16 protein-coding genes and 1 tRNA gene are annotated in these 21,248 nt (G+C 63.4%); 10 read left to right on the top strand and 7 right to left on the bottom strand.

Annotated elements, in window-relative coordinates; translation table 11 throughout:
- Positions 1-70 precede the first annotated feature (70 nt).
- The 4 genes from ileS to AC3A3Q_RS08855 all read left to right on the top strand — a co-directional run bounded on the left by ileS (position 71) and on the right by AC3A3Q_RS08855 (position 4,529).
- Positions 71-2,881, top strand: coding sequence for an isoleucine--tRNA ligase (gene ileS / locus AC3A3Q_RS08870; RefSeq protein WP_487585979.1), 2,811 nt, complete (start codon positions 71-73; stop codon positions 2,879-2,881).
- On the top strand, positions 2,881-3,384 hold the full coding sequence (gene lspA, locus AC3A3Q_RS08865) for a signal peptidase II (protein WP_487585897.1): 504 nt from the start codon (positions 2,881-2,883) through the stop codon (positions 3,382-3,384). The genes ileS and lspA overlap by 1 nt, the downstream gene beginning before the upstream one ends.
- Before the next feature lie 28 nt (positions 3,385-3,412).
- Positions 3,413-4,363: a 4-hydroxy-3-methylbut-2-enyl diphosphate reductase gene (ispH, locus tag AC3A3Q_RS08860; protein ID WP_487585896.1), complete on the top strand. Its 951-nt coding sequence runs from the start codon at positions 3,413-3,415 to the stop codon at positions 4,361-4,363.
- Between the two features lie 90 nt (positions 4,364-4,453).
- Positions 4,454-4,529, top strand: a tRNA-Thr gene (locus tag AC3A3Q_RS08855).
- Between the two features lie 211 nt (positions 4,530-4,740).
- Here the strand turns inward: AC3A3Q_RS08855 and AC3A3Q_RS08850 are convergent.
- Complete coding sequence (locus AC3A3Q_RS08850) at positions 4,741-6,273, bottom strand: DUF1254 domain-containing protein (RefSeq protein ID WP_487585895.1); 1,533 nt, start codon at positions 6,271-6,273, stop codon at positions 4,741-4,743.
- Positions 6,274-6,830: 557 nt separating this feature from the next.
- Between AC3A3Q_RS08850 and AC3A3Q_RS08845 the strand changes: the two genes are divergently transcribed.
- On the top strand, positions 6,831-8,273 hold the full coding sequence (locus tag AC3A3Q_RS08845) for a DUF1254 domain-containing protein (protein ID WP_487585894.1): 1,443 nt from the start codon (positions 6,831-6,833) through the stop codon (positions 8,271-8,273).
- Between the two features lie 391 nt (positions 8,274-8,664).
- A complete protein-coding gene (locus AC3A3Q_RS08840; RefSeq protein ID WP_487585893.1) occupies positions 8,665-9,792 on the top strand; it encodes a DUF1254 domain-containing protein in 1,128 nt (375 codons plus the stop codon).
- 62 nt (positions 9,793-9,854) lie between these two features.
- On the opposite strand, the gene AC3A3Q_RS08835 is transcribed toward AC3A3Q_RS08840, so the two are convergent.
- The 6 genes from AC3A3Q_RS08835 to AC3A3Q_RS08810 form a co-directional block, all read right to left on the bottom strand.
- On the bottom strand, positions 9,855-10,448 hold the full coding sequence (locus AC3A3Q_RS08835; RefSeq protein WP_487585892.1) for a hypothetical protein: 594 nt from the start codon (positions 10,446-10,448) through the stop codon (positions 9,855-9,857).
- A 78-nt stretch (positions 10,449-10,526) separates the two neighbouring features.
- Positions 10,527-11,882 (bottom strand): PIN domain-containing protein, encoded by a 1,356-nt coding sequence (locus AC3A3Q_RS08830; protein WP_487585891.1) that lies wholly within the window; start codon positions 11,880-11,882, stop codon positions 10,527-10,529.
- A gap of 140 nt (positions 11,883-12,022) precedes the next feature.
- The gene (locus AC3A3Q_RS08825) at positions 12,023-12,499 is read right to left on the bottom strand and encodes a hypothetical protein (RefSeq protein WP_487585890.1); all 477 of its coding nucleotides are present in this window, start codon (positions 12,497-12,499) and stop codon (positions 12,023-12,025) included.
- Between the two features lie 122 nt (positions 12,500-12,621).
- Positions 12,622-13,758 (bottom strand): AAA family ATPase, encoded by a 1,137-nt coding sequence (locus AC3A3Q_RS08820; protein ID WP_487585889.1) that lies wholly within the window; start codon positions 13,756-13,758, stop codon positions 12,622-12,624.
- On the bottom strand, positions 13,755-13,988 hold the full coding sequence (locus tag AC3A3Q_RS08815) for a hypothetical protein (RefSeq protein ID WP_487585888.1): 234 nt from the start codon (positions 13,986-13,988) through the stop codon (positions 13,755-13,757). Before AC3A3Q_RS08815 ends, AC3A3Q_RS08820 begins: the two co-directional genes overlap by 4 nt.
- A 517-nt stretch (positions 13,989-14,505) precedes the next feature.
- A complete protein-coding gene (locus AC3A3Q_RS08810) occupies positions 14,506-15,873 on the bottom strand; it encodes a tyrosine-type recombinase/integrase (RefSeq protein WP_487585887.1) in 1,368 nt (455 codons plus the stop codon).
- A 360-nt stretch (positions 15,874-16,233) separates the two neighbouring features.
- Between AC3A3Q_RS08810 and adhP the strand changes: the two genes are divergently transcribed.
- From adhP to paoC, 4 genes are all read left to right on the top strand, one after another.
- Complete coding sequence (gene adhP, locus AC3A3Q_RS08805) at positions 16,234-17,262, top strand: alcohol dehydrogenase AdhP (RefSeq protein ID WP_487585886.1); 1,029 nt, start codon at positions 16,234-16,236, stop codon at positions 17,260-17,262.
- 190 nt (positions 17,263-17,452) lie between these two features.
- Positions 17,453-18,085, top strand: coding sequence for an aldehyde dehydrogenase iron-sulfur subunit PaoA (paoA, locus tag AC3A3Q_RS08800; RefSeq protein WP_487585978.1), 633 nt, complete (start codon positions 17,453-17,455; stop codon positions 18,083-18,085).
- Positions 18,082-19,032, top strand: a complete 951-nt coding sequence (locus tag AC3A3Q_RS08795; RefSeq protein ID WP_487585885.1) for an FAD binding domain-containing protein — start codon at positions 18,082-18,084, stop codon at positions 19,030-19,032. The genes paoA and AC3A3Q_RS08795 overlap by 4 nt, the downstream gene beginning before the upstream one ends.
- A 3-nt stretch (positions 19,033-19,035) precedes the next feature.
- Positions 19,036-21,234, top strand: a complete 2,199-nt coding sequence (paoC, locus tag AC3A3Q_RS08790) for an aldehyde oxidoreductase molybdenum-binding subunit PaoC (RefSeq protein WP_487585884.1) — start codon at positions 19,036-19,038, stop codon at positions 21,232-21,234.
- Positions 21,235-21,248: the final 14 nt, after the last annotated feature.

Genomic DNA, 21,248 nt, shown 5'->3' with positions numbered 1-21,248 from the left:
GCACGCTGTGACCAATAACGAAACCAACCAGTACAAAGCCACCCTGCATCTGCCGGCGACGGATTTCCCGATGCGCGGCGACCTGCCCAAGCGCGAGCCGGTGACCCTGGCGCGCTGGGAAGGCGAGGGCCTGTACCAGCGAATCCGCGAGAAGGTCGGCAAGCGCGAGCGCAGCTTCGTGCTGCACGACGGTCCGCCGTATGCCAACGGCGCGATACACCTGGGCCATGCGGTCAACAAGGTGCTCAAGGACGTGGTGGTGAAGTCCAAGCTGCTGGCCGGCTTCGACGCGCCGTACGTGCCGGGCTGGGATTGCCACGGCCTGCCGATCGAGCACCAGGTCGAGAAGAAGTTCGGCAAGGTCGGCGACAAGATCGACGCCAGCGAGTTCCGGCAGAAGTGCCGCGAGTACGCGGCCGAGCAGATCGACCTGCAGCGTACCGACTTCAAGCGCCTGGGCGTGCTCGGCGACTGGGAGAACCCGTACCGGACGATGGACTTCCGCTACGAGGCCGACATCATCCGTTCGCTGGCGAAGATCGTTGAACGCGGCCACCTGGTGCGCGGCGCGAAGCCGGTGCACTGGTGCTTCGACTGCGGCTCGGCCCTGGCCGAAGCCGAAATCGAATACGCCGACAAGCAGTCCTGGGCCATCGACGTCGCCTACGACGCGCGTGACCCGCAGGCGCTGGCGGCGTTGTTCGGCGCCACCGTCGAAGACGGCGTGCGCGTGGCGATGCCGATCTGGACCACCACGCCGTGGACGCTTCCGGCGAGCCTGGCAGTGAGCGTCGGCCCGGACCTCGAGTACGTGCTGGTCGAAGGCCCGCGCCTGGCCGATGGCAGTCGCCGCTTGCTGGTGCTGGCCGAGGCGCTGGCCGGCAAGGCGCTGTCGCGCTACGGCATCGAAGACGTGAAGGTGCTCGGTCGCGTCCTCGGCAACGACCTCGACAGCCAGCTGCTGCAGCATCCGTTCTATGCCGATCGCGAGATCCCGGTGCTGGTCGGTGACCATGTTTCGGCCGAGGACGGCACCGGCATCGTCCACACTGCGCCGGGCCACGGCCAGGAAGACTATGCGGTCGGCCTGAAGTACGGCCTGCAGGATCGCTACAGCGCCGGCCAGATGAACCCGGTCGACGGCCGCGGCCTGTACCTGCCGTCGACGCCGCCGGCCGACGGCACCACGCTGGCCGGCCTGCATATCTGGAAGGCCGAGCAGCCGATCCTCGACGTGATCGGCGCCAGCGGCCACCTGCTGTTCGCCCACCGCATCACCCACAGCTACCCGCACTGCTGGCGCCACAAGACGCCGGTGGTGTTCCGCGCCACGCCGCAGTGGTTCATCTCGATGGAGCAGGCCGGCCTGCGCCGCGACAGCCTGGCCGAGATCGGCAAGGTCGGCTGGGTGCCGGAGTGGGGTGAGGCGCGCATCTACAACATGATCGAAGGCCGTCCGGACTGGACGATCTCGCGCCAGCGTTACTGGGGCGTGCCGATCGCGCTGTTCTTCAACCGCGAGACCGGCGAGCCGCATCCGCGTTCGCCCGAACTGATGCGCAAGGTCGCCGAGCGCGTCGAGCTCGAAGGCGCCGATGCCTGGTACGCGATGACCGCCGAAGAGCTGCTCGGCAGCGAGGCCGCGGATTACGAGAAGGTCACCGACATTCTCGACGTCTGGTTCGACTCCGGCGTCAGCCACGAGTGCGTGCTCGCTCAGCGTCCGCAGGACGGCCTGCACAAGCCGGCCGACCTCTACCTGGAAGGCTCCGACCAGCACCGCGGCTGGTTCCACAGCTCGCTGCTGACCGGCGTGGCGATGGACGGCGTCGCCCCGTACCGGCAGGTGCTCACGCACGGCTTCACCGTCGATGCGCAGGGCAAGAAGATGTCCAAGTCGCTGCAGAACACGCTGGCGCCGCAGAAGGTCATCGACCAGATGGGCGCCGACGTGCTGCGCCTGTGGATCGCATCGACCGACTACCGCAACGAGATGTCGGTGTCCGACGACATCCTCAAGCGCAATTCCGACGTCTACCGCCGCATCCGCAACACCGCGCGCTTCCTGCTGGCCAACCTCAGCGGTTTCGATCCCGCCGTGCACCTGCGCCCGCTGGGCGACATGGTCGCGCTCGATCGCTGGATCGTGCACCGCGCGGCCGAACTGCAGGACCGCATCGCCAGCGCCTACGAGCGCTACGACTTCGCCGAGATCGTGCAGGCGCTGTCGAACTTCTGCAGCGTCGACCTGGGTTCGCTCTACCTCGACGTCACCAAGGACCGTCTCTACACGATGCCGGAAGACTCGCGCGGCCGCCGTTCGGCGCAGAGCGCGATGTACCGAATCGCCGAGGGTTTCGTGCGCTGGATCGCGCCGATCCTGGCCTTCACCGCCGACGAGATGTGGCAGCACCTGCCGAAGGTGACCGACCAGGGCGCGCGCGAGGACAACGTGCTGTTCACCACCTGGTACGACGGACTGGCCGTGCTCGGCGACGACTCGGTGCTGTCGGCGCAGGATTTCGATCGCCTGCTGGCACTGCGCGAAGAGGTCAGCAGGACGCTCGAGCCGATGCGCGCCGCCGGCGACATCGGCGCCGCGCTCGAGGCCGAGATCGCGCTGAAGGCCGGCGTTGCCGACCAGAACTGGCTGGCGCAGTTCAGCGACGAGCTGCGCTTCCTGTTCATCAGCGGTGACGTCGAAGTCATCGCCGATGACGGCATCAAGGACATCGCCGTGCTGGCCACGCCGACCACCAAGTCCAAGTGCGTGCGCTGCTGGCAGTACCGCGCCGACATCGGTAGCGACACTTCCCATCCGGAGCTGTGCGGCCGCTGCGTGGTCAACCTCGGCGCTGGCGAAAACCGGGAGTGGTTCTGATGGCGCCCGTTCGTCCCAATGCGTTGCCTTGGCTGCTGCTGTCGGTGGCCGTCATCGTGCTCGACCAGCTCACCAAGTGGTGGGTACTGACCTCGCTGCCGGAGTACACCGCGATCCCGGTGATCGAAGGTTTCTGGAACTGGTACCGCACCTACAACACCGGCGCGGCGTTCAGCTTCCTGAGCGATGCCGGTGGCTGGCAGAAGTACGTGTTCGTGGTGCTGGCGGTGGCGATCAGCGGCCTGCTCGCCTGGTGGCTGGCGCAGACCCGTCGCGGCGACTGGAAGAGCGCGCTGCCGTATTCGCTGGTGATCGGCGGTGCCCTGGGCAACGTCATCGACCGGCTGCTGCACGGCCACGTCGTCGATTTCATCCAGTGGCACTGGCAGGACCACTATTGGCCGGCGTTCAACGTTGCCGATTCGGCAATTGTCGTCGGCGCGGTCGGTATCGCCCTGTTTGGCCTGCTGGCGCCCAAGCCGCAGCCAGCGGCGAGCAAGTAGTCGGACCCCTGCGGAGTACAATGGCGCCATGGATGTTCTGCTAGCCAATCCCCGCGGTTTCTGCGCCGGTGTCGACCGCGCCATCGAGATCGTCAAGCGTGCGATCGAGACGCTCGGCGCGCCGATCTACGTGCGCCATGAAGTCGTGCACAACCGCTTCGTGGTCGACGACCTCAAGCACCGCGGCGCGATCTTCGTCGAGGAACTCGACGAGGTGCCCGACGGCGCCACCGTGATCTTCAGCGCCCACGGCGTGTCCAAGGCCGTGCGCGAGGAAGCGCAGCGGCGCGACCTGAAGGTGTTCGACGCGACCTGCCCGCTGGTGACCAAGGTCCACCTCGAAGTGGCCCGTCACTGCCGTGCCGGCCGCGACGTGGTGCTGATCGGCCACGAGGGCCACCCCGAGGTCGAAGGCACGATGGGCCAGTGGAAGCGCGAGGCCGGCTCGGGAAAGATCTACCTGGTCGAGGACAACGACGACGTCGCCGCGCTGGAGATCGACCAGCCGCAGAACGTCGCCTACACCACCCAGACCACGTTGTCGGTGGACGACACCCGCAGCGTGATCGAGGCCCTGCGCACCAAGTACCCGGCCATGCAGGGCCCGAAGAACGACGACATCTGCTACGCCACCCAGAACCGCCAGGACGCCGTGCGCGAACTGGCCGCCAAGTGCGACCTGGTGCTGGTGGTGGGGTCGATCAACAGCTCCAACTCCAACCGCCTGCGCGAGCTGGCCGAGCGCGAGGGCGTCGCGGCTTACCTGATCGATGGCGCGATCGAGATCAACCCGTCCTGGGTCGATGGCCGCAAGCGCATCGGCGTGACCGCCGGCGCTTCGGCGCCCGAGGTCCTGGTGCGGGGTGTGATCGAGCGTTTACGCGAACTGGGTGCCCAGCACGTCAGCGAGCTCGACGGCGAGCCCGAGGACATGGTCTTTGCCCTGCCGAAGGAGCTTCGGCTGCAGCTGGTCGATTGACCAAAAGCGGCACGAGCGCCTAGAATTCGCGCCTCGCGGAGATTTCCGCAGCCGGCCCGCCTGTACAGGAAGGGCCTGGCCGATAGACCCGCCGGAATAGCTCAGTTGGTAGAGCGGCGCATTCGTAATGCGTAGGTCGTAGGTTCGATTCCTATTTCCGGCACCATTGAAATCAAGGGCTTGCAGGGTATTTGCCTTGCAGGCCCTTTTTCATTTGGGGCACTGGGGGCCATTTGGGGGCCAGTTCGATGCGATCATTTCGCCGGCAATGGAGCACAGCCGTGGACCAGGATGACGTGGGACGGTGTCGATGATGATTGCGATCATGGCTGGTCGGCCTCGGTATGGCCGCTTTCGACCCAAAGCGGACGCTCTAATCAGCGCGCACGGGTTACTGCCGGGGGCGTCCAACGGCCTTCAGTGATTGCAGCCTCCGGCCAGTACGCACGGATATAGAGCGAGAACTCATCCGCCGGTGCCGGCAACCAGTTGCTCTCCCGGGCGGGACCGGGCGAGGCGTGCTGGACGTACAGCGTCAACGAACCGTCCTCGCCGAGCTTGAGGTCCTTGTTCTTGGTGCCGACGCCGAAGCGGTTGAGCGAGTTGGGCTCGAACAGGTGGTGCCTGTTGTAGAGCGTCAGCGACCAGAACCCCTTTACCGGCGGCGTCTGACCCTTTGGGAACGTTACGGTGTAGGCGCTCCCGCCCGCCCCGTTGAGCCGCGTGCCGCTGGCATCTACGTCGGTATAGATATAGCGGGTTTCGTTAGGCGCATTGTCGTAGATGTTGGACTTCGCCGATGCCGTACGCGAGAGGTAGTCGAAGCCCCACCGCGCGCCATTGGGCGGAGACGTCCAGCCATTGCCGACCGGCCGGCCGTTGTTGCGGAACTCGAACAGTGGCGCGATGACATCCTTCTCGGTCGCTACGGCAATCCGGGTCAACTGCTCCTTGATCTTCGGGTCCTTCGCCGCTGCGTCGAGCAACGACTGCGCGGTCGAATATAGGGCTTCTTCGCCCGGTAGCGGCGGAACACCCTTCATGACGGCGGGCAGCTCGTCGAAGAACTTCTCAGGCAGGACGAATTTCATTTCGCCTGGGCCTTCGACCTTTGGCGCCGGGAAGACCGGGGTCTTCGACCAGTCTTTCGTCTTCATCGTCCCATCGAACTCGTCCAGCGGGTACAGCACGACCTGGTTGACCAATGGACGTACGATCGCGCGGTCCTCGGGCGTGTCGTCCATGAAGACGCGCGGCAGCACCGCTACCAGATCGGTCGATGAGCGGCACGTGGCGGTGATGCCCTTGGGCACGTCGCCCTTCCATTCCGGTCCGACCAACAGGTAGAAACCTGGCTTGGTGCCGTACTGCTGGCCGATCGAGCAAAACGATTCGGTGCGCGAATCGGCCATCTGGTAGACGAAGAAACGCTTTCCAAAATCCGGCACCTGGATGACCACCGGCTGCGTGTTGAGGTGCTGATACCCGGCCCCGTAGACGGTGTCCTGGTTGGGACACGTCACGAACTTCTGGTCGGCCTGGATGTAGTCGGTCAGCATGCTGATGGAGCCCGGTGGCGCCACTGGCAACACGCCGCCGTTGCGACCGGGCTCGGGCAGATCCGCAAGCGCCATGGCGCGGTTGTAGTGGTTTACCAACGGCCAGCCCCACACGTAGACCATCCGGCCCATGGTTTCGATATAGCCCGGTGTCATCACCGTGCCCGATGGAGTGCCGGCAATGCCGGCCGCGGAGGTGGGGGCAGGCACCTGCGTCGGCGAGACCGTTTTGGCGGGCGCGACCGCAGTGGGAGAGGCGGTTTGCGAGGGCGGCGTGTCAGCGCGCTGGCAACCGGTGAGCAGCAACACACTGGACGCGAGTGCAGCGACGGCAATATGCAGCGAACGCATGGCCTTCCCCTAGTGACGGTTAACTGACATAGACGAATTCGATGGCCGGGGGTATGCCATGCCACCGGCGATAGAAAATATCGACCTTGATGCCCGCGCGAGGGTGACCACGGTGTGAAGTCCGCTATTGGCCGTTAGCGGTCATGTGGATACTCCGGCGTTCGGGCCGGTGCTAACGTCTGCTTCCGACCCAATGCGGACGTTTGTGGCTTGGCTTGAACGTGCTGACGATCGTTACCACCTTTGTGTCAGCCCGTCGCGCATTCCGCACTGGCAGTTGGGCGTGGTTCGTGGCTGTCATTCTGTTTTGGCCTTAGCCTACCTTTACGCGCTCGCGATCAATCGGACCGGATAGCGGTAGGTGGTAAGACCGCTCCTGGCCGATAGCGGTCCTTGGGGACAGCGAAGCTTTCGGCGCATTGCCAAAGGGCGCTTCCTTCGGTGAGGTTCGTCCCTCACTGCGCCTTCACCGTTCTCCCGATGACCATTAGAGGCCATCCAGGGAGGAAGCCATGCGCTCAACCGTCACGAGTTCACTCGCCATCGCGCTTTTTTCGTTGGCCGTCGCCGCCTGCTCACGCGATCAGCCAGCCGCCAGGCAAGGCGGCGCCGAACCGTCCCAGAGCGCATCTACCAGCCCGGCGCCAACACCTGCTCTCAATACGTTGACGCCCGAAAAAGCCACCGCGCTGGTCAAGGATGTCTACACCTACGCCTATCCGCTGGTGCTGATGGACGTCACGCAGCGGCAGGCGACGAACGTGCCGAACGCGACCGAGGTGTCGATGCGGGCGCCGATCAACCAGTTCGCGCATTTCCGCAGCTATCCGAAGGCCGACGCCAAAGACGTGGTGCGGTTCAACTTCGACACGCTGTACTCGTTCGCCTGGCTCGACCTCAATCAGGGGCCGGTGATACTCACGGTTCCGGACACCAACGACCGGTATTATCTGGTGCCGACGCTGGACATGTGGTCCGACGTGTTCTCGTCCCTGGGTGCGCGTACAACAGGCACGAAAGCCGGACACTTCGCTTACATTCCGCCCGGTTGGAACGGCACGCTGCCGGAGGGTGTCGAGAGAATTCAGGCGCCGACGTCGACGATATGGTTGATGGGACGCACGCAGACGAACGGGCCTTCCGACTACGAGAACGTGCACAAGGTCCAGGACGGCCTGAAGCTGACCCCGCTGGCGAGCTGGGGCAAGGACTACGCACCACCGGCGACGTCGCCGGTCGATGCCAGCGTGGACGACAGGACACCGCCGCTGGTAACGCTGGACCAGATGAGCGGCGTCGATTTCTTCAAACGCTTCGCGCAGCTACTGAAAAAGTATCCGCCGCACGCCAACGACTATCCAATCCTGTTCAGAATGCGCGCGATGGGCCTGGCACCTGGGCACGATTGGGACGCCAGCAAGTTCGACGACAAGGCGACCGCACTCATCAACGATGGGGCAAAGGCAGCGTTGTCCGACATCACGGCCAACATCAAGCGCGGCGGCGGCGCCACCCACGTCAACGGTTGGAACCTGACCACCGAGGGCATGGGTGCCTACGGCACGTCCTACCTGCGACGCGCCACCGTGGCGCTGGCGGGTCTGGGCGCCAACCTGCCAGAGGATGCGATCTATCCGTCGGTGTTCGCAGACAGCGACGGCAATCCGCTGGACGGCGCCAACAAGTACGTCCTGCACTTTGACAAGGGCCAACTGCCGCCAGCCGACGCGTTCTGGTCGTTGACCATGTACGACGCGCAGGGCTTCCAGGTGCCCAACCCGATCGACCGCTTCGCCATCGGGGACCGCGACAAGCTCAAGTTCAACGCAGACGGCTCGCTGGACATTTACATCCAGCCTCAATCGCCGGGCGCCGACAAAGAGTCCAACTGGTTGCCGTCGCCGGCTTCCGGGCCGATCCAGCCGACGCTGCGGCTGTATTCACCGCGCGCCGCTGTCATGGAAGGCGCATGGGCGCCACCGGCGCTGAAGCGCATGTAAGGACAGGCCGCCGTAGCGCGCCGAGCGTCCCAATTCCGGTTCGTAATGCGTAGGTCGTAGGTTCGATTCCTATTTCCGGCACCATTGAAATCAAGGGCTTGCAAGGTTTTTGCCTTGCAGGCCCTTTCTTCATTTTGGGGCTGGGGGCAAATTGGGGGCCGGTTCGGCGAGATCAGTTCGTCGGCCGTTGTCGGCAGGCCTTGCTACAAGAGTGATGCGGAATCGAATCGATGCCGGTTGCGATCATGGCTGGTCCGGCAGGGAGTGAGTGCTTTTCGACCCGGAATGGACATTCACTACGGCTGCACACGCAACGCGGAAGCTCCAAGGCAGTCGCGTTGCTGCGGCGACGACGCACCACCTACAGCCACCGAGAACCGGGAGTTGGGCCATGCGGATCCCTGTCTTTGCATTGTTGAGCGCTGTGTCTTTGATGGCCTGTCAAAAGCAGCCTGCGCAGGAGCCCATAGCCGACCAACCGGGCCCTCCAGTCGCGCCCGCGCCTGTCGCAAAACCGGAGCCGCCTGCCGATGCCATGGCTATCAGGTCACAGGAAGCAGCTCCCGGTACGATCCCGGTCACCGTCGAGAACTTCATTCGCGCTGAGACCGACCTTTACTTCAATACTGTTGCGACGAAGGAAGGTGGCTTCGGCAAGTTCCAGCACCATCGCGAGATGATGCCAGTGGACAAACAGACAATCATTCGAACCAATCGCGACACGCTTTATTCCTCGGCGGTTTTCGACTTGGACGCTGGTCCCGTAACGGTGACGCTCCCGGATGCCGGAGGCCGGTTCCTGTCAATGCAATCCATTGACCAGGACATGTACTCGCCGCCGGCGATCTATTCACCAGGTCGGCACACTATCACTCGCAAACCAGATGGCACGCGTTACGTGCTGGTCGGCGTCCGGATCCTCGTCGACCCGAACGACCCGGAGGACATGAAGAAGGCCCACGCGTTGCAGGATGGGCTAAAGGCCGAGCAGCAAGGTCTTGGCGAATTTGAGCTGCCAAAATGGGACCCGGTTAGCCAGAAGAAAGTGCGCGACGCGCTCATTACCCTCGGCACGACCCTAACCGACACCAGTCGCGCGTTTGGACAGAAGAATGAGGTAGATCCCGTCCAGAGGCTCATTTCATCGGCGACGACCTGGGGTGGCAATCCGCGCAAGGATGCGATCTATCTCAACTTCACCCCACCGCAGAACGACGGCAAGACTATCTACAGGCTCCACGTGCGCGATGTCCCGGTGGATGGATTCTGGTCGATCAGCCTCTACAACGCGGAGGGCTACTACCAGAAGAACGCCTTCGACGTTTACTCGCTGAACAACATCACGACGCAGAAAAATGCGGACGGCGCGGTCGACGTGCAATTTGGCGGATGTGACGGCAAGGTGCCCAACTGCCTGCCGATCATGCCGGGTTGGAACTACACGGTCCGCCTGTACCGGCCACGTGCGGAAATCCTCAGCGGGAAATGGAAATTTCCGGAGCCTGCGCCGGCGACTTGAATGCTGCCTTCGGCCTTTCGGGTAGCGCCGGCTCGGCACACCGGCTTTCCGTAGGAGCATCTTTACTTGTCGCTGCGCGTTCCGATCTCATTCGACCAGTAACTCAGCGCGTCCTCTAGTACGGCGGTCACCGGTCTGGCATTTCCATCGAGCATGAGTGCGTCAACGGATACAACAATCTCGTATCCTTCAATCTGATCGTCATCGAACAGCGTTCGCACATTCGTCACTGTATATCCGTGCGAGCTATTTGACTGAAGCCACGCCAGTAACCTATCTGGCGTCGCATCCTCAGACCAGAACCTCATTTCGCCTGTCGCTTCGAGGCGCATTAGCTTAAAACGACCATCGCTCACAACGCGGTGCTTGCTCACAAGCGCGATGAGCGCGACCAAGGCGTGCGCTGAGCTCGCTTCGCGGTGATGACTGCGCCATTGGCCCGCTGTCATCCCGCTCCCGGACGAAAAACTCCAATCTTCTACGGCGATGAATGAAGCGCAGACGTCGACCAACGCCTCTGCGCGCGCGTGCGCACTATCGGCCTCCTTGTATCTCTCAACGTCGCGCCGAGCCTTGTGAATGAACCACTCAGGTCCGGAAATTCCAAAGATCGAGTTCACTGCGTCAGCGTGGGTATAACAATCCTCTTGGCTCATTCTTTGCTCTCATTGCGTGATCTGCGGGGCAGGGTTGGCTGGCCCGGTAAAGCGTTGCCCAGGTCGTTCCCCGAGCGGCTATAGCTCTACCCCAAGCTCCTGCGCAATCACTTCGGTGGCTCGTCGCTCAGAATCCTGTAGCGAAACCCGCAGTCGCACAGGGATCATTGCCTCGATCGGTACCGCGACGTTTCGCGCGGAAACACGAATATCAACCGCACCCGCAAGTTCTTCGTTGTTTCCCGGGGCAGCCCGAATATGCAGTTCCTTCACGTGCGGGTCGAGGGCATGGCGGAAATCGATGCATTCCCCTTGCATGTGCTGCATGAGTGTCTCGCCTTCGGCAGTCGACCATCTGAACTCGCGGTTCGCTGTTGGAGCGACGGAAGGGAATGCTGGCTCAGCGCCGAGCCTCCGGCCCTCCTTGAAGGAGCCAGGATAGCGGGGGGCGATGTTCTCAAACTCTGGCGGCTTCCGGAGCATCGGTGAAATGCTACTTTCAATTCGATCAAGTGAAGACGGGTCCGCCAAGTAGACATTGCCGCGACTGAAAATATCGACGACGACGTGGTCTGCGCTGCTTACACCCTCGTTGATCAACTTCAGAGACAACGACGCGCATGGCGTGAGGGCGTTGAAGTAGCGCGGGAGTGCTTCGATCCGTTGCTGTAGCTCGGACTCCCAGCGTTGATAATCGTTGCGATACTTCTCCGAGCCAAATATCGATACGTACGCGTGCTCTTTGGTCCCATCCATCGGGTGGGCCGAGCGGATTGCGGCAATCGCTCGATCCACAAATTCAGGCGAGAGTTCCTGATAGCGAATCAGTGTCCCATCCAACCGTGCAATTAAAGTTCCTTGATGGGCAGCTTCAACCTTCAATAGAGGTCCTTTTCCCATCAGTTGTTCCACCTGCTTCTGCACATTTCGGAGCTGCTTTTCGGTGTCGCTCAATTCGGGTGGTAGCAGCCAGGTGTCCGGTATGGCAACGGCTCCCATGCCAACCTCTCGGGCGGCCTGGAGAGGTGCCATGTCGTCCGTCAAGAGTGAAATTTGTACGTTAAGAAGGTGACCGCACGCTAACGCCTCCTCGACCACCCGTTCGTCCGCAGCCGTCAGGTCGAGTTCTTCCGGTCTCTCTCTGTTGTTGGGTAGTCGCGGAGCTAAGCGAACGGAGATCCGGTACCCGCCCGCAACCACGGCGCATTCGCTGGCGTCGGTCCGGATGATCTCGCGTAGCATTCCCGAGACCTCGCGTGCGCGTTTCGCCCGTCTGGCGTTGCCCCCGCTCTTGTGCCGATCAATCTCGCGTTGAACCTCCTTTACAACTATCAGCACAACTGAGGTGTCGGTTGTGACCGCCGTCCAGTCGAGATTTTCAGGCCTGCGGCACTGAAGAAAGAAGTTCGTATCGGGGACAAAGTAGATGGTCATCGTGGACACACCGGAAAGGGCGCTGAAAGGGCATTGTGCCAGCGTATCCCGCCCTGCCTATCAAGCCAATCTGGGCCGGCGTTGAACGATATAGCGCGGTGTCATTTTCGCTGTGCTGCCGGCCCAGGTGAGGCGCCGTGTCAGGGCAGAGAATCCAGCGCAGGTGGACCTGCCAGGAATCCGCGATCGTCGATGGTTCGACCGTGACCCAGTCTTCGAAACTGTGCTGCGCGATTCGCGATGGCCCTTGCCTCGGTTGGGGCGGCGGGTAGGCGGAGGAGGAGCAGATAGCGGACGTGTCGCCGAGCCAGCGCCTCGACGGCGCGTACACGCGGGTTGAGTTTTCCGCCGACTACGTGACCTTCGACCGCCAGCCGTTGTTCCTCCCGACGAAGCTCTACGTCGAGATTCGCTGCCCGGGCGATCAAGGCCAGTTCCGCCGGTTTCCAGTCTGATGGGGCGCGCATTCCCCACAGCAGCCGGTAATAGGCGATTACCTCGATGTCATCCAGTGAAATCCCGTCTGGAAGAGGGGCCTCCATACCTGTGTCGCGTGCGAGCGACTTCAGCGCGGAAATGCTGTGTGAGGCACTTTGACGAGGGGGGTTCGTGGGCACGACGCTTTCCTCCGAATGCTCCGAAAGTGATTGGCGTTTGTACGACGGTGCGACGGGTGGTTGCGGCCCATGCCAATATTCCCGGCTTGCCCCCCCGCTTTCCCGTCCTGCTATGAAATGTTCTAGCTAAGACCGTAATCCGTTGGTTGAGGCTGTGCGGTGTTAGCAGCGACGTCAGGAGTTGAAAGTGACCATTCCCAGCATCCGGCAGGCCCGATGCCGCGGATTCTGCGCGAAGTGGCGCCTGCGATGGATTTGGCGTTCTCGACCGTTCGCCACGGGTATCCCTCATTCTGGGCGAGCCTCATCAGGACGGAAGCTTCAACGGGTCCGGATGAGAGGACTTCCCTGAGCCAGATGGCGGTCTCGGCTCGTGACCGGCGAGGGCGCTCCGCGCCGGCGAGCAATTCACTGGCCGATCCTTCCAGCAACTCTCCCCAGGTGATGCTTGCAACGGGCATGAGTTGGCCATCGACTTCGACTTCGTCCGCCTTGAGCTGGAACCGTATCCCTCCGCCCTCCTGACCCAGGTTGTTCTTGGCCCGAGCAACAATGCGGTCGCCGTTCTCGCCCTTGGCGACCACAAGGACGCTTCTGGCAAGCGCGCCGAACGCGAGGGATCCGGTTACTCGCTCCACGGGGTCTCGGCCACCAGTACCCTTCGTGAAGTGGGTTATGCCCAGCACCGCAACGTGCTGGCGCATCGCCATCTCCCGAAGAATTGTCAGGTCCCGGCGAACCTCGGCGTTGCGGTGAGAGTCGCTGTTTCGGGGAAGGACACTCACAATGGAGTCGATGACCACCAGGGAGACGTCGCCGTATTCCTCGATGAGCAATTCGAGCGGCCGGAGATCGGTGGAGGGGTCAAACGGACGAGGTCGACCAGACTTCGAATCGCGCACATTGCTGACGAAAGTTACCATCGCACAGTCCGCATCCGCTGCGACGAGTCGTGGCTTCAACGTATCCGCCACATCGTCCTCACCCGACCAGATGAGGACGCGGCCCCGAACGGAAGCAGTGGCGTCTGGCCAGGGTCTGCCGCGGCTCACGATTGCGGAAATTTCCATTGCGAGCAGGGTCTTTCCACAGCCGGGAGCTCCTGCACAGATGGTGATCTTTCCTCGCGCTATCCAATCCGGCCACAGCCAGCGCACTGGTTCACCTTGGATATGCGCGGCATCGACGCCAGATGCGGCCTGGTCAAGATCGTCGGCAGGCGATGGGGGCGCCGCTGTGTTCAATTCGTACTTGTTCATATGCACCGTCCCATCGCTTCGAAGCGCGACGAGTCGAAGCAGATTTGTCCAAGAACGGCTCCGGAGCTGCACCCGCGGCTGCAACCCAGGCTGGCGCGGTTCCCGTGGAAGGAAATGACGAGCGCGCTTGCCTCCGCGCACACGGGGCAGCGGCAAGTCGCTGTGTCCGGGTCGACGAAAATGGCTTCTTCAAAATTGCGGATGATCCAGGCTTGCTGAAAGTTGTTCATTCACTTGCTCCATGACGAGAAGGATGGTCTGGAGGACTGAAAACGCCTGGAGGCAGCGTGGCCGAAGAGCGCGCTGCGCTGCGGGGTCAGGTGTTGGGAGAGCCGGTTCGTTGAAGGGCTCGGATTGCGGCTCTTCGCTGGTAGTTCCGGCCGTTGATCTTCGTCGGGATTGGTAGGACGCCTCTTCGAACCCATCGCCACAGAGTCATTGCTGTGACGCCGCCAAGCTCCCGCGCGACCTGCGCATGAGGAACCAGGACGTCATCGTCGGCGTCTGAGGGATGCGAACCGCGGTTTGTTGTACTCATCGTCAGGCTCCGAAATGGCGACTGTTCGTCTTCGCCATGAAGCCAATACTGCCGCGAAAATTTCGCGGGTGTTCGCAACGTCAAGAGTGGAAATTCCTGCTTATTGCGGGAAAAGTATTGGGAACTATTTCCAAATTATCCAAGCTCAATTTCGATCAGTGTTTGCGCACAGAACTCGCTATGAAAAGTACAAGCCTGTTGTCGTGCGTTCAGGCTTGTGAGGCGCTGTTCGGAGCGGAGACGTCATTTTGCGCAGAGTTCCTTTCTGATCGACGCACGGGAAGAACGACCCCGGTGGGCGGGAGTCCTTGCAGGATCGCGTGCAGCTCGTGGTCCCACCGATGCAGTGCGTCGGCGACCTGCGGCCGATAGTCGCTGTGGTCGTAGATGGCCCGAAGTCCACCCATCGCATGGTTCAAAACTCGCTCTGCGGTGTCGGGAGTGACCCCGCACCAGCCTGTGAGGCCCGTTCGCACGGTGCGTCGGAGGTCATGCGGAACCCAGCGCTCGGAGATTGGCGGAAGCCCTAGCTCTTCCGCTGCTTTGAGGATCCTGGGGGTGATGTGCCGGCGGATCGCGTTGTGAATCGTGTCGGGTCGAAGCGGGTTGGGAAGACCGCTAGTACGGTCGGTGCTGGCAGAGAAGAATGGCGCATCCGCGCCCAGGTTGGGGCAATCCCGGAGGATGGAAAGGGCGAGGTCGTCTACCCACAAATCAGTCCTCCGGTTCGACTTGTTCTTCCTCTGCGTCCAGAAATCGCCGGTGCTGTCGATGTCGCTGCGCCGCCAACTGCCGATTTCACCCATGCGTTGACCGAAGCAGAGCGCCAAGCGCAGGCAATGACCATACGGGTAGCCAGCCAGCTCGCACGCGCGCCAAAGGACGCGAATTTCATTGCGATCGAGCGTTCGCTCCCGTTTGGTTTGTTGGGCGGGATTGTCCAGTTCCGCCGCTGGGCTGCTCTCCCAATCGAAACGGTCGCGCGCGAAAGCGAAAAGTAACCTGATGACAACCGCCATGCGGTTGCCGGCCGCACCAGAACGGGCGGCGACTTCGTCCAGGTAGGTCTTGAGCACACCCCGCCGGATGGTGCCGATGTCCCTCCCTCCGAAACGGGCGAGGAATTCGTCGAGCGCTCGCCGATAGTCCCTTCTGCTCGATGAGGCGAGCCGCGGGAAGTGAACCTCCGCCCACTTTTCTGCGAGGTTGCGAGTTACGCGATCTGCGTCTCTGGTAATGGAGTCCTGCGTCAGGGCGCTGGCCCGCGACTGCTCCACCTTCGGGTGCCGCCCATTAGCAAGGTCGTCGTCAATCTTGCAGGCCTTCTGGCGGGCGAGGGTGAACGAAGCGACCGGAGGGGTCAAGGCCGCGGCCTCGCGGGCGATCGCATGGTGCTCGCCGATCTTCTGACGATGCTTCTGGGCGCCGACCCGGTAGCGGTAGACCCAGGTCGCCCGGTTGGGCCCGATCCGAAGGGATAGGCCCGGTTTTGCAGCATCCGTCAGTTCCACCCGTGCGGCGTAGCTCTTCTTTAGCAGAGCAGTCAGCTTCTTCTCGTTGAACGAAATCTGTGTCATGGCCGTCGCACCGTCATCAGGGACCAGCCGGCTCGCCGGGGGCAAATTGGGGGCCGAAAGTGAAGTTACGGTCAGAACTGGTGCGCTATGTATCGTTACGCATAGTTCGACTAAAGTCCCTAAATTATAGGCGGTTTGTGTGCTCCATGGTGACGGCAAGTCCGTGAAGTTCAACGACTTCGTAATGCGTAGGTCGTAGGTTCGATTCCTATTTCCGGCACCATTGAAAACAAGGGCTTGCAAGGCTCCCGCCTTGCAGGCCTTTTTCATTTGGGGAATTCGGGGGACGAGTGATCGGGATAGTCCGGCTTGCAGGACCGGCGTAAGGTGTATGCCAGGACCTTCCCCCGAGGATCTGCAATGGACCGGAAGATGAAGGCAGCGGTGGTGCGCGCGTTCGGCCAGCCGTTGGTGATCGAAGAAGTACCCGTGCCTCGGCCAGGTCCGGGCGAAGTGCTGGTGAAGATCGAGGCATGCGGCGTGTGTCACACCGACCTGCACGCGGCCGAAGGCGATTGGCCGGTAAGGCCGGCGCCGCCATTCATCCCCGGCCACGAAGGCGTAGGCCACGTGGTGGCCGTCGGCGCCAACGTCAGCCACGTAAAGGAGGGCGATCGCGTCGGTGTCCCATGGCTGTATTCGGCCTGTGGCTGCTGCGAACACTGCCTCGGTGGCTGGGAGACGCTCTGCGAGCAGCAGCAGAACACCGGCTACTCGGTCAATGGCGGTTTCGCCGATTACGTCCTGGCCAATGCCGGTTATGTCGGACACTTGCCGAAGGGCATTGGTTTTGTCGAAATCGCGCCGGTTCTGTGCGCCGGCGTCACCGTCTACAAAGGCCTGAAGATGACCGACACCCGTCCCGGCGACTGGGTGGTGATCTCCGGCATTGGCGGTCTGGGCCACATGGCCGTGCAGTATGCGAAGGCGATGGGCCTGAACGTGGCCGCGGTTGACGTGGACGACGCCAAGCTCGATCTGGCGCGGCGGCTGGGCGCCACCGTCACGGTCAACGCACTCAAGACAGATCCAGCCGTGTTCCTGAAACAGGAGCTCGGCGGCGCGCATGGTGCGCTGGTCACCGCTGTCTCGCCGAAGGCTTTCGAGCAGGCTCTGGGAATGTTGCGTCGACGGGGCACGATGTCGCTGGTGGGCCTGCCGCCGGGAAGCTTCCCGCTGGACATCTTCGGCATGGTGCTCAACGGCATCACGGTGCGCGGCTCGATCGTCGGCACCCGCCTGGACCTGCAGGAATCGCTGGAGTTCGCCGCGCAGGGCAAGGTCTCCGCGACCGTGGCTGTCGACAAACTCGAAAACATCAACGGTGTTTTCGACCGCATGCGAAAGGGCGAGATCGAAGGCCGCATCGTTCTCGACATGGCGGCCTGAGGTGAGTCCGCAGGGACGCTGAAGCCTTCCGTCCACTCTGTCTTCACCGGAAGTCGCTTGTAGTGACCAGTCGTGGACGCACAAAATTCGCCTTGGTCGCCGGTCTGCAGCACGCCAGCTTTCCGCACGCTCGACGACCCCGTGCAGCACAATCCGCAAGCACCCATCGAGAGGCAGGCCCGTGGACAGCATCCGCAACCTACCCATCACCCGGCGCGACCTGCTCAAGGCGGGCGTGACCTCGGCCTCGGCCATGGCATTGCCCGCGCTCGCGGCTGAGGCCAGTGCAGTGGCGCCGGCGGCACCGCCCGTGCTGCACAAGGTCAAGCTCAACGTGAACGGCAAAGCGCACGAGCTCGAGCTCGATACGCGCACCACCTTGCTCGATGCGCTGCGTGAGCAGCTGCACCTGACCGGCACGAAGAAGGGTTGCGACCACGGTCAGTGCGGCGCCTGCACCGTCATCGTCGACGGCCGTCGCATCAATGCCTGCCTGACCCTGGCGGTGATGCACGAGGGCGACACCATCACGACGATCGAAGGTCTCGGCACGCCCGACAAGCTGCATCCGATGCAGGCGGCCTTCGTCAAACACGATGGCTACCAGTGCGGTTACTGCACGCCCGGGCAGATCTGTTCGGCCGTCGCCATGCTCGACGAGATCAAGGACGGGATTCCCAGCCTGGTCAGCGCTGACTTGACCGCGCGTCCGCGCCTGGGCACCGAGGAGATCCGCGAGCGCATGAGCGGCAACATCTGCCGCTGCGGCGCGTACTCCAACATCGTCGATGCCATCACCGAGGTGGCGGGGAGGTCGGCATGAAGGCCTTCGGTTACGAGCGCGCGAAGTCTCCCGCCGAGGCGGCCACTGCTGTCGCTCGCACGCCCGGCGCGAAGTTCATCGCCGGCGGCACCAATCTGCTCGACCTGATGAAGCTCGAAGTCGAAACGCCGGGCCACCTTGTCGATGTCAACGGCCTGGCGCTCGACAAGATCGAGAAGTCCCGCGACGGCGGGCTGCGTATCGGCGCGCTGGTGCGAAATACAGACCTCGCAGCCGACGCCCGCGTTCGCCGCGACTACGGCGTGCTCTCGCGTGCATTGCTGGCTGGAGCGTCCGGCCAATTGCGCAACAAGGCGACCACGGCAGGAAACCTGCTGCAGCGCACGCGTTGCCCATACTTCTATGACACCAACCAGCCCTGCAACAAACGCCTGCCCGGAAGCGGCTGTGCTGCGCTTGAAGGTTTCAGCCGCCAGCACGCGGTGATCGGCGCCAGCGATTCGTGCATCGCCACACATCCCAGCGACATGGCCGTGGCGATGCGCGCGCTCGACGCAACAGTGGAGACCGTGCGCGCCGATGGTTCGACTCGCAGCATGCCGCTCGACGAACTTTACCGGGCTCCGGGCGCTACGCCGCACCTGGAATACACGCTGGCCGCGGGCGAGTTGATCACCGCAGTGATGCTGCCCAAACCGGTCGGCGGGACGCAGATCTACCGCAAGGTTCGCGATCGGGCTTCCTACGCGTTCGCTCTCGTGTCGGTGGCGGCGATCGTGCAGCGTGATGGCACGGGCCGCGTCGCCATGGGCGGCGTGGCGCCACGACCGTGGCGGGTGGAGGCGGCCGACGCGGAACTGCCGCGTGGTGCCAAGGCTGTTACCGATCGCATGTTCGACGGTGCGCGTACGACCGCGCAGAACGAGTTCAAGACGCTGCTTGCCCAGCGCACGTTGAGTGCGGTGCTGGTCGAAGCGAAGGGATGAGCCATGAAATTCGATACCCCCGCCGGCACCAATCCCATCGACCAGCTCAAGGTCATCGGCCAGCCGCTCGATCGCATCGACGGACCGCGCAAGACCACGGGCACGGCAACCTACGCTCACGAGTGGCACGATGCATTTCCGAAGCCTGCGTACGGATACGTGATCGGCGCCGGCATCGGCAAGGGCCGGATCGCCTCGATGGACCTCACTGCCGCCGAGCACGCGCCCGGTGTGCTCGCCATAGTCACGGCAGCCAACGCGGGCCCGCTGGTCAAGGGTGACTTCAACACCGCCAAGCTGCTCGGTGGGCCGGACATCCAGCACTACCACCAGGCTGTCGCCGTCGTGGTCGCCGAGACGTTCGAGCAGGCACGCGCCGCCGCACAGCTGGTTCGCGTGCAGTACAACCGTGGCAGCGGCGCCTACGACCTGCACAAGGCCAAGGCCGGCGCGCAGGTGCCGAAGGAGCCCAAGCCCGACAGCGCGGTCGGTGACTTCGACGGTGCCTTCGCCAAGGCGCCGGTGACGATCGACGAGACCTACACCACGCCCGACCAGTCGCACGCGATGATGGAGCCGCACGCGTCGATCGCGGCGTGGGAAGGCGACAAGCTGACCGTGTGGACCGCCAACCAGATGATCAACTGGGGCCGCGGCGACGTCGCCAAGACCCTCGGCATTCCGCGCGAAAACGTACGTCTGATCTCGCCCTACATCGGCGGCGGTTTCGGCGGCAAGTTGTTCGTGCGTTGTGATGCGGTGCTGGCCGCGCTGGGCGCACGGGCCTGCGGCCGGCCGGTGAAGATCGCGCTGCCGCGACCGCTGATGGCCAACAACACCACCCATCGGCCGGCCACGATCCAGCGCATCCGGATCGGTGCGACGCGCGATGGCAAGATCACTGCGATCGGGCACGAGAGCTGGTCGGGCGACCTGCCCGGAGGAGGCCCCGAGAACGCGATCCAGCAGACGCGGTTGCTCTATGCCGGTGCGAACCGGATGACGCGCACGCGCCTGGCCGTGCTCGATCTGCCCGAGGGCAATGCCATGCGCGCGCCCGGCGAGGCACCGGGCCTGATGGCGCTTGAGATCGCGATGGACGAAATGGCCGCCAAGCTCGGCCTGGATCCGGTCGAGTTCCGCATCCTCAACGACACGCAGGTCGATCCGGAGAATCCCAAGCGCCCGTTCTCGCAGCGCCAGCTCAACGAATGCCTGCGCCAGGGCGCGCAGCGCTTCGGCTGGAGCCAGCGCCCCAAGGCGCCGGGCGAGCGGCGCGACGGACGCTGGCTGGTCGGCATGGGCGTGGCGGCCGGGTTCCGCAACAACCTGACGATGAAATCGGCCGCGCGCGTGCGCCTGGACCGCACCGGCCTGGTCACCGTCGAGACCGACATGACCGACATCGGCACCGGCACCTACACGATCATCGCGCAGACCGCGGCGGAGATGATGGGTGTGCCGATCGATCGCGTGGTCGTTCGCCTGGGTGATTCGTCGTTCCCGGTTTCGGCCGGATCCGGCGGCCAGTGGGGCGCCAACAGTTCGACGGCCGGCGTGTATGCGGCCTGCCAGAAGCTGCGCCAGACCATAGCCACGAAGCTGGGATTCAACGCCGACGAGGCGACGTTCGCCGATGGCCGCATCCAGGTCGGCGGGCGTGACATCCCGCTGGCGCAGGCGGGCGAGGGTGGGGATGTCGTCGCCGAGGACGTGATGGAGTTCGGTGATCTCGGCAAGAAGTATCAGCAATCCACCTTCGCCGCGCACTTCGCCGAAGTCGGCGTCGACATCGCCACCGGCGAGTCGCGGGTGCGGCGGATGCTCGCCGTGTGCGCGGCCGGGCGCATCCTCAATCCGAAGCAGGCGCGCAGCCAGGTGATCGGCGCGATGACGATGGGCATCGGCGCGGCACTGTCGGAGGAACTGGTCGTCGACAAGCGCCTTGGCTTCTTCGTCAACCATGACCTGGCCGGGTATGAAGTGCCGGTCCATGCCGATGTGCCGCACCAGGAAGTGATCTTCCTCGACGAGGCCGATCCCATGTCCTCCCCGATGAAGGCCAAGGGCGTGGGCGAACTGGGCATCTGCGGTGTCAGCGCCGCTATTGCCAACGCCATCCACAACGCCACCGGCATCCGCGTGCGCGAGTACCCGATCACGCTCGACAAGCTGCTCGCGAAATTGCCCATGCTGGCGTAATCGCGCAGTCGGCG

This window comes from Lysobacter sp. Soil_C_59, assembly GCF_057656415.1.
This window is presented reverse-complemented; position numbering and strand designations above follow the sequence as displayed.

Excerpts from the sequence above, each read along its gene's own strand:
- ileS (WP_487585979.1), top strand. The coding sequence starts at position 71 with ATGCGCGGCGACCTGCCCAAGCGCGAGCCGGTGACCCTGGCGCGCTGG.
- lspA (WP_487585897.1), top strand. The coding sequence starts at position 2,881 with ATGGCGCCCGTTCGTCCCAATGCGTTGCCTTGGCTGCTGCTGTCGGTG.
- ispH (WP_487585896.1), top strand. The coding sequence starts at position 3,413 with ATGGATGTTCTGCTAGCCAATCCCCGCGGTTTCTGCGCCGGTGTCGAC.
- AC3A3Q_RS08850 (WP_487585895.1), bottom strand. The coding sequence starts at position 6,273 with ATGCGTTCGCTGCATATTGCCGTCGCTGCACTCGCGTCCAGTGTGTTG.
- AC3A3Q_RS08840 (WP_487585893.1), top strand. The coding sequence starts at position 8,665 with ATGCGGATCCCTGTCTTTGCATTGTTGAGCGCTGTGTCTTTGATGGCC.
- AC3A3Q_RS08835 (WP_487585892.1), bottom strand. The coding sequence starts at position 10,448 with ATGAGCCAAGAGGATTGTTATACCCACGCTGACGCAGTGAACTCGATC.
- AC3A3Q_RS08830 (WP_487585891.1), bottom strand. The coding sequence starts at position 11,882 with ATGACCATCTACTTTGTCCCCGATACGAACTTCTTTCTTCAGTGCCGC.
- AC3A3Q_RS08820 (WP_487585889.1), bottom strand. The coding sequence starts at position 13,758 with ATGAACAAGTACGAATTGAACACAGCGGCGCCCCCATCGCCTGCCGAC.
- AC3A3Q_RS08815 (WP_487585888.1), bottom strand. The coding sequence starts at position 13,988 with ATGAACAACTTTCAGCAAGCCTGGATCATCCGCAATTTTGAAGAAGCC.
- AC3A3Q_RS08810 (WP_487585887.1), bottom strand. The coding sequence starts at position 15,873 with ATGACACAGATTTCGTTCAACGAGAAGAAGCTGACTGCTCTGCTAAAG.
- adhP (WP_487585886.1), top strand. The coding sequence starts at position 16,234 with ATGGACCGGAAGATGAAGGCAGCGGTGGTGCGCGCGTTCGGCCAGCCG.
- AC3A3Q_RS08795 (WP_487585885.1), top strand. The coding sequence starts at position 18,082 with ATGAAGGCCTTCGGTTACGAGCGCGCGAAGTCTCCCGCCGAGGCGGCC.
- paoC (WP_487585884.1), top strand. The coding sequence starts at position 19,036 with ATGAAATTCGATACCCCCGCCGGCACCAATCCCATCGACCAGCTCAAG.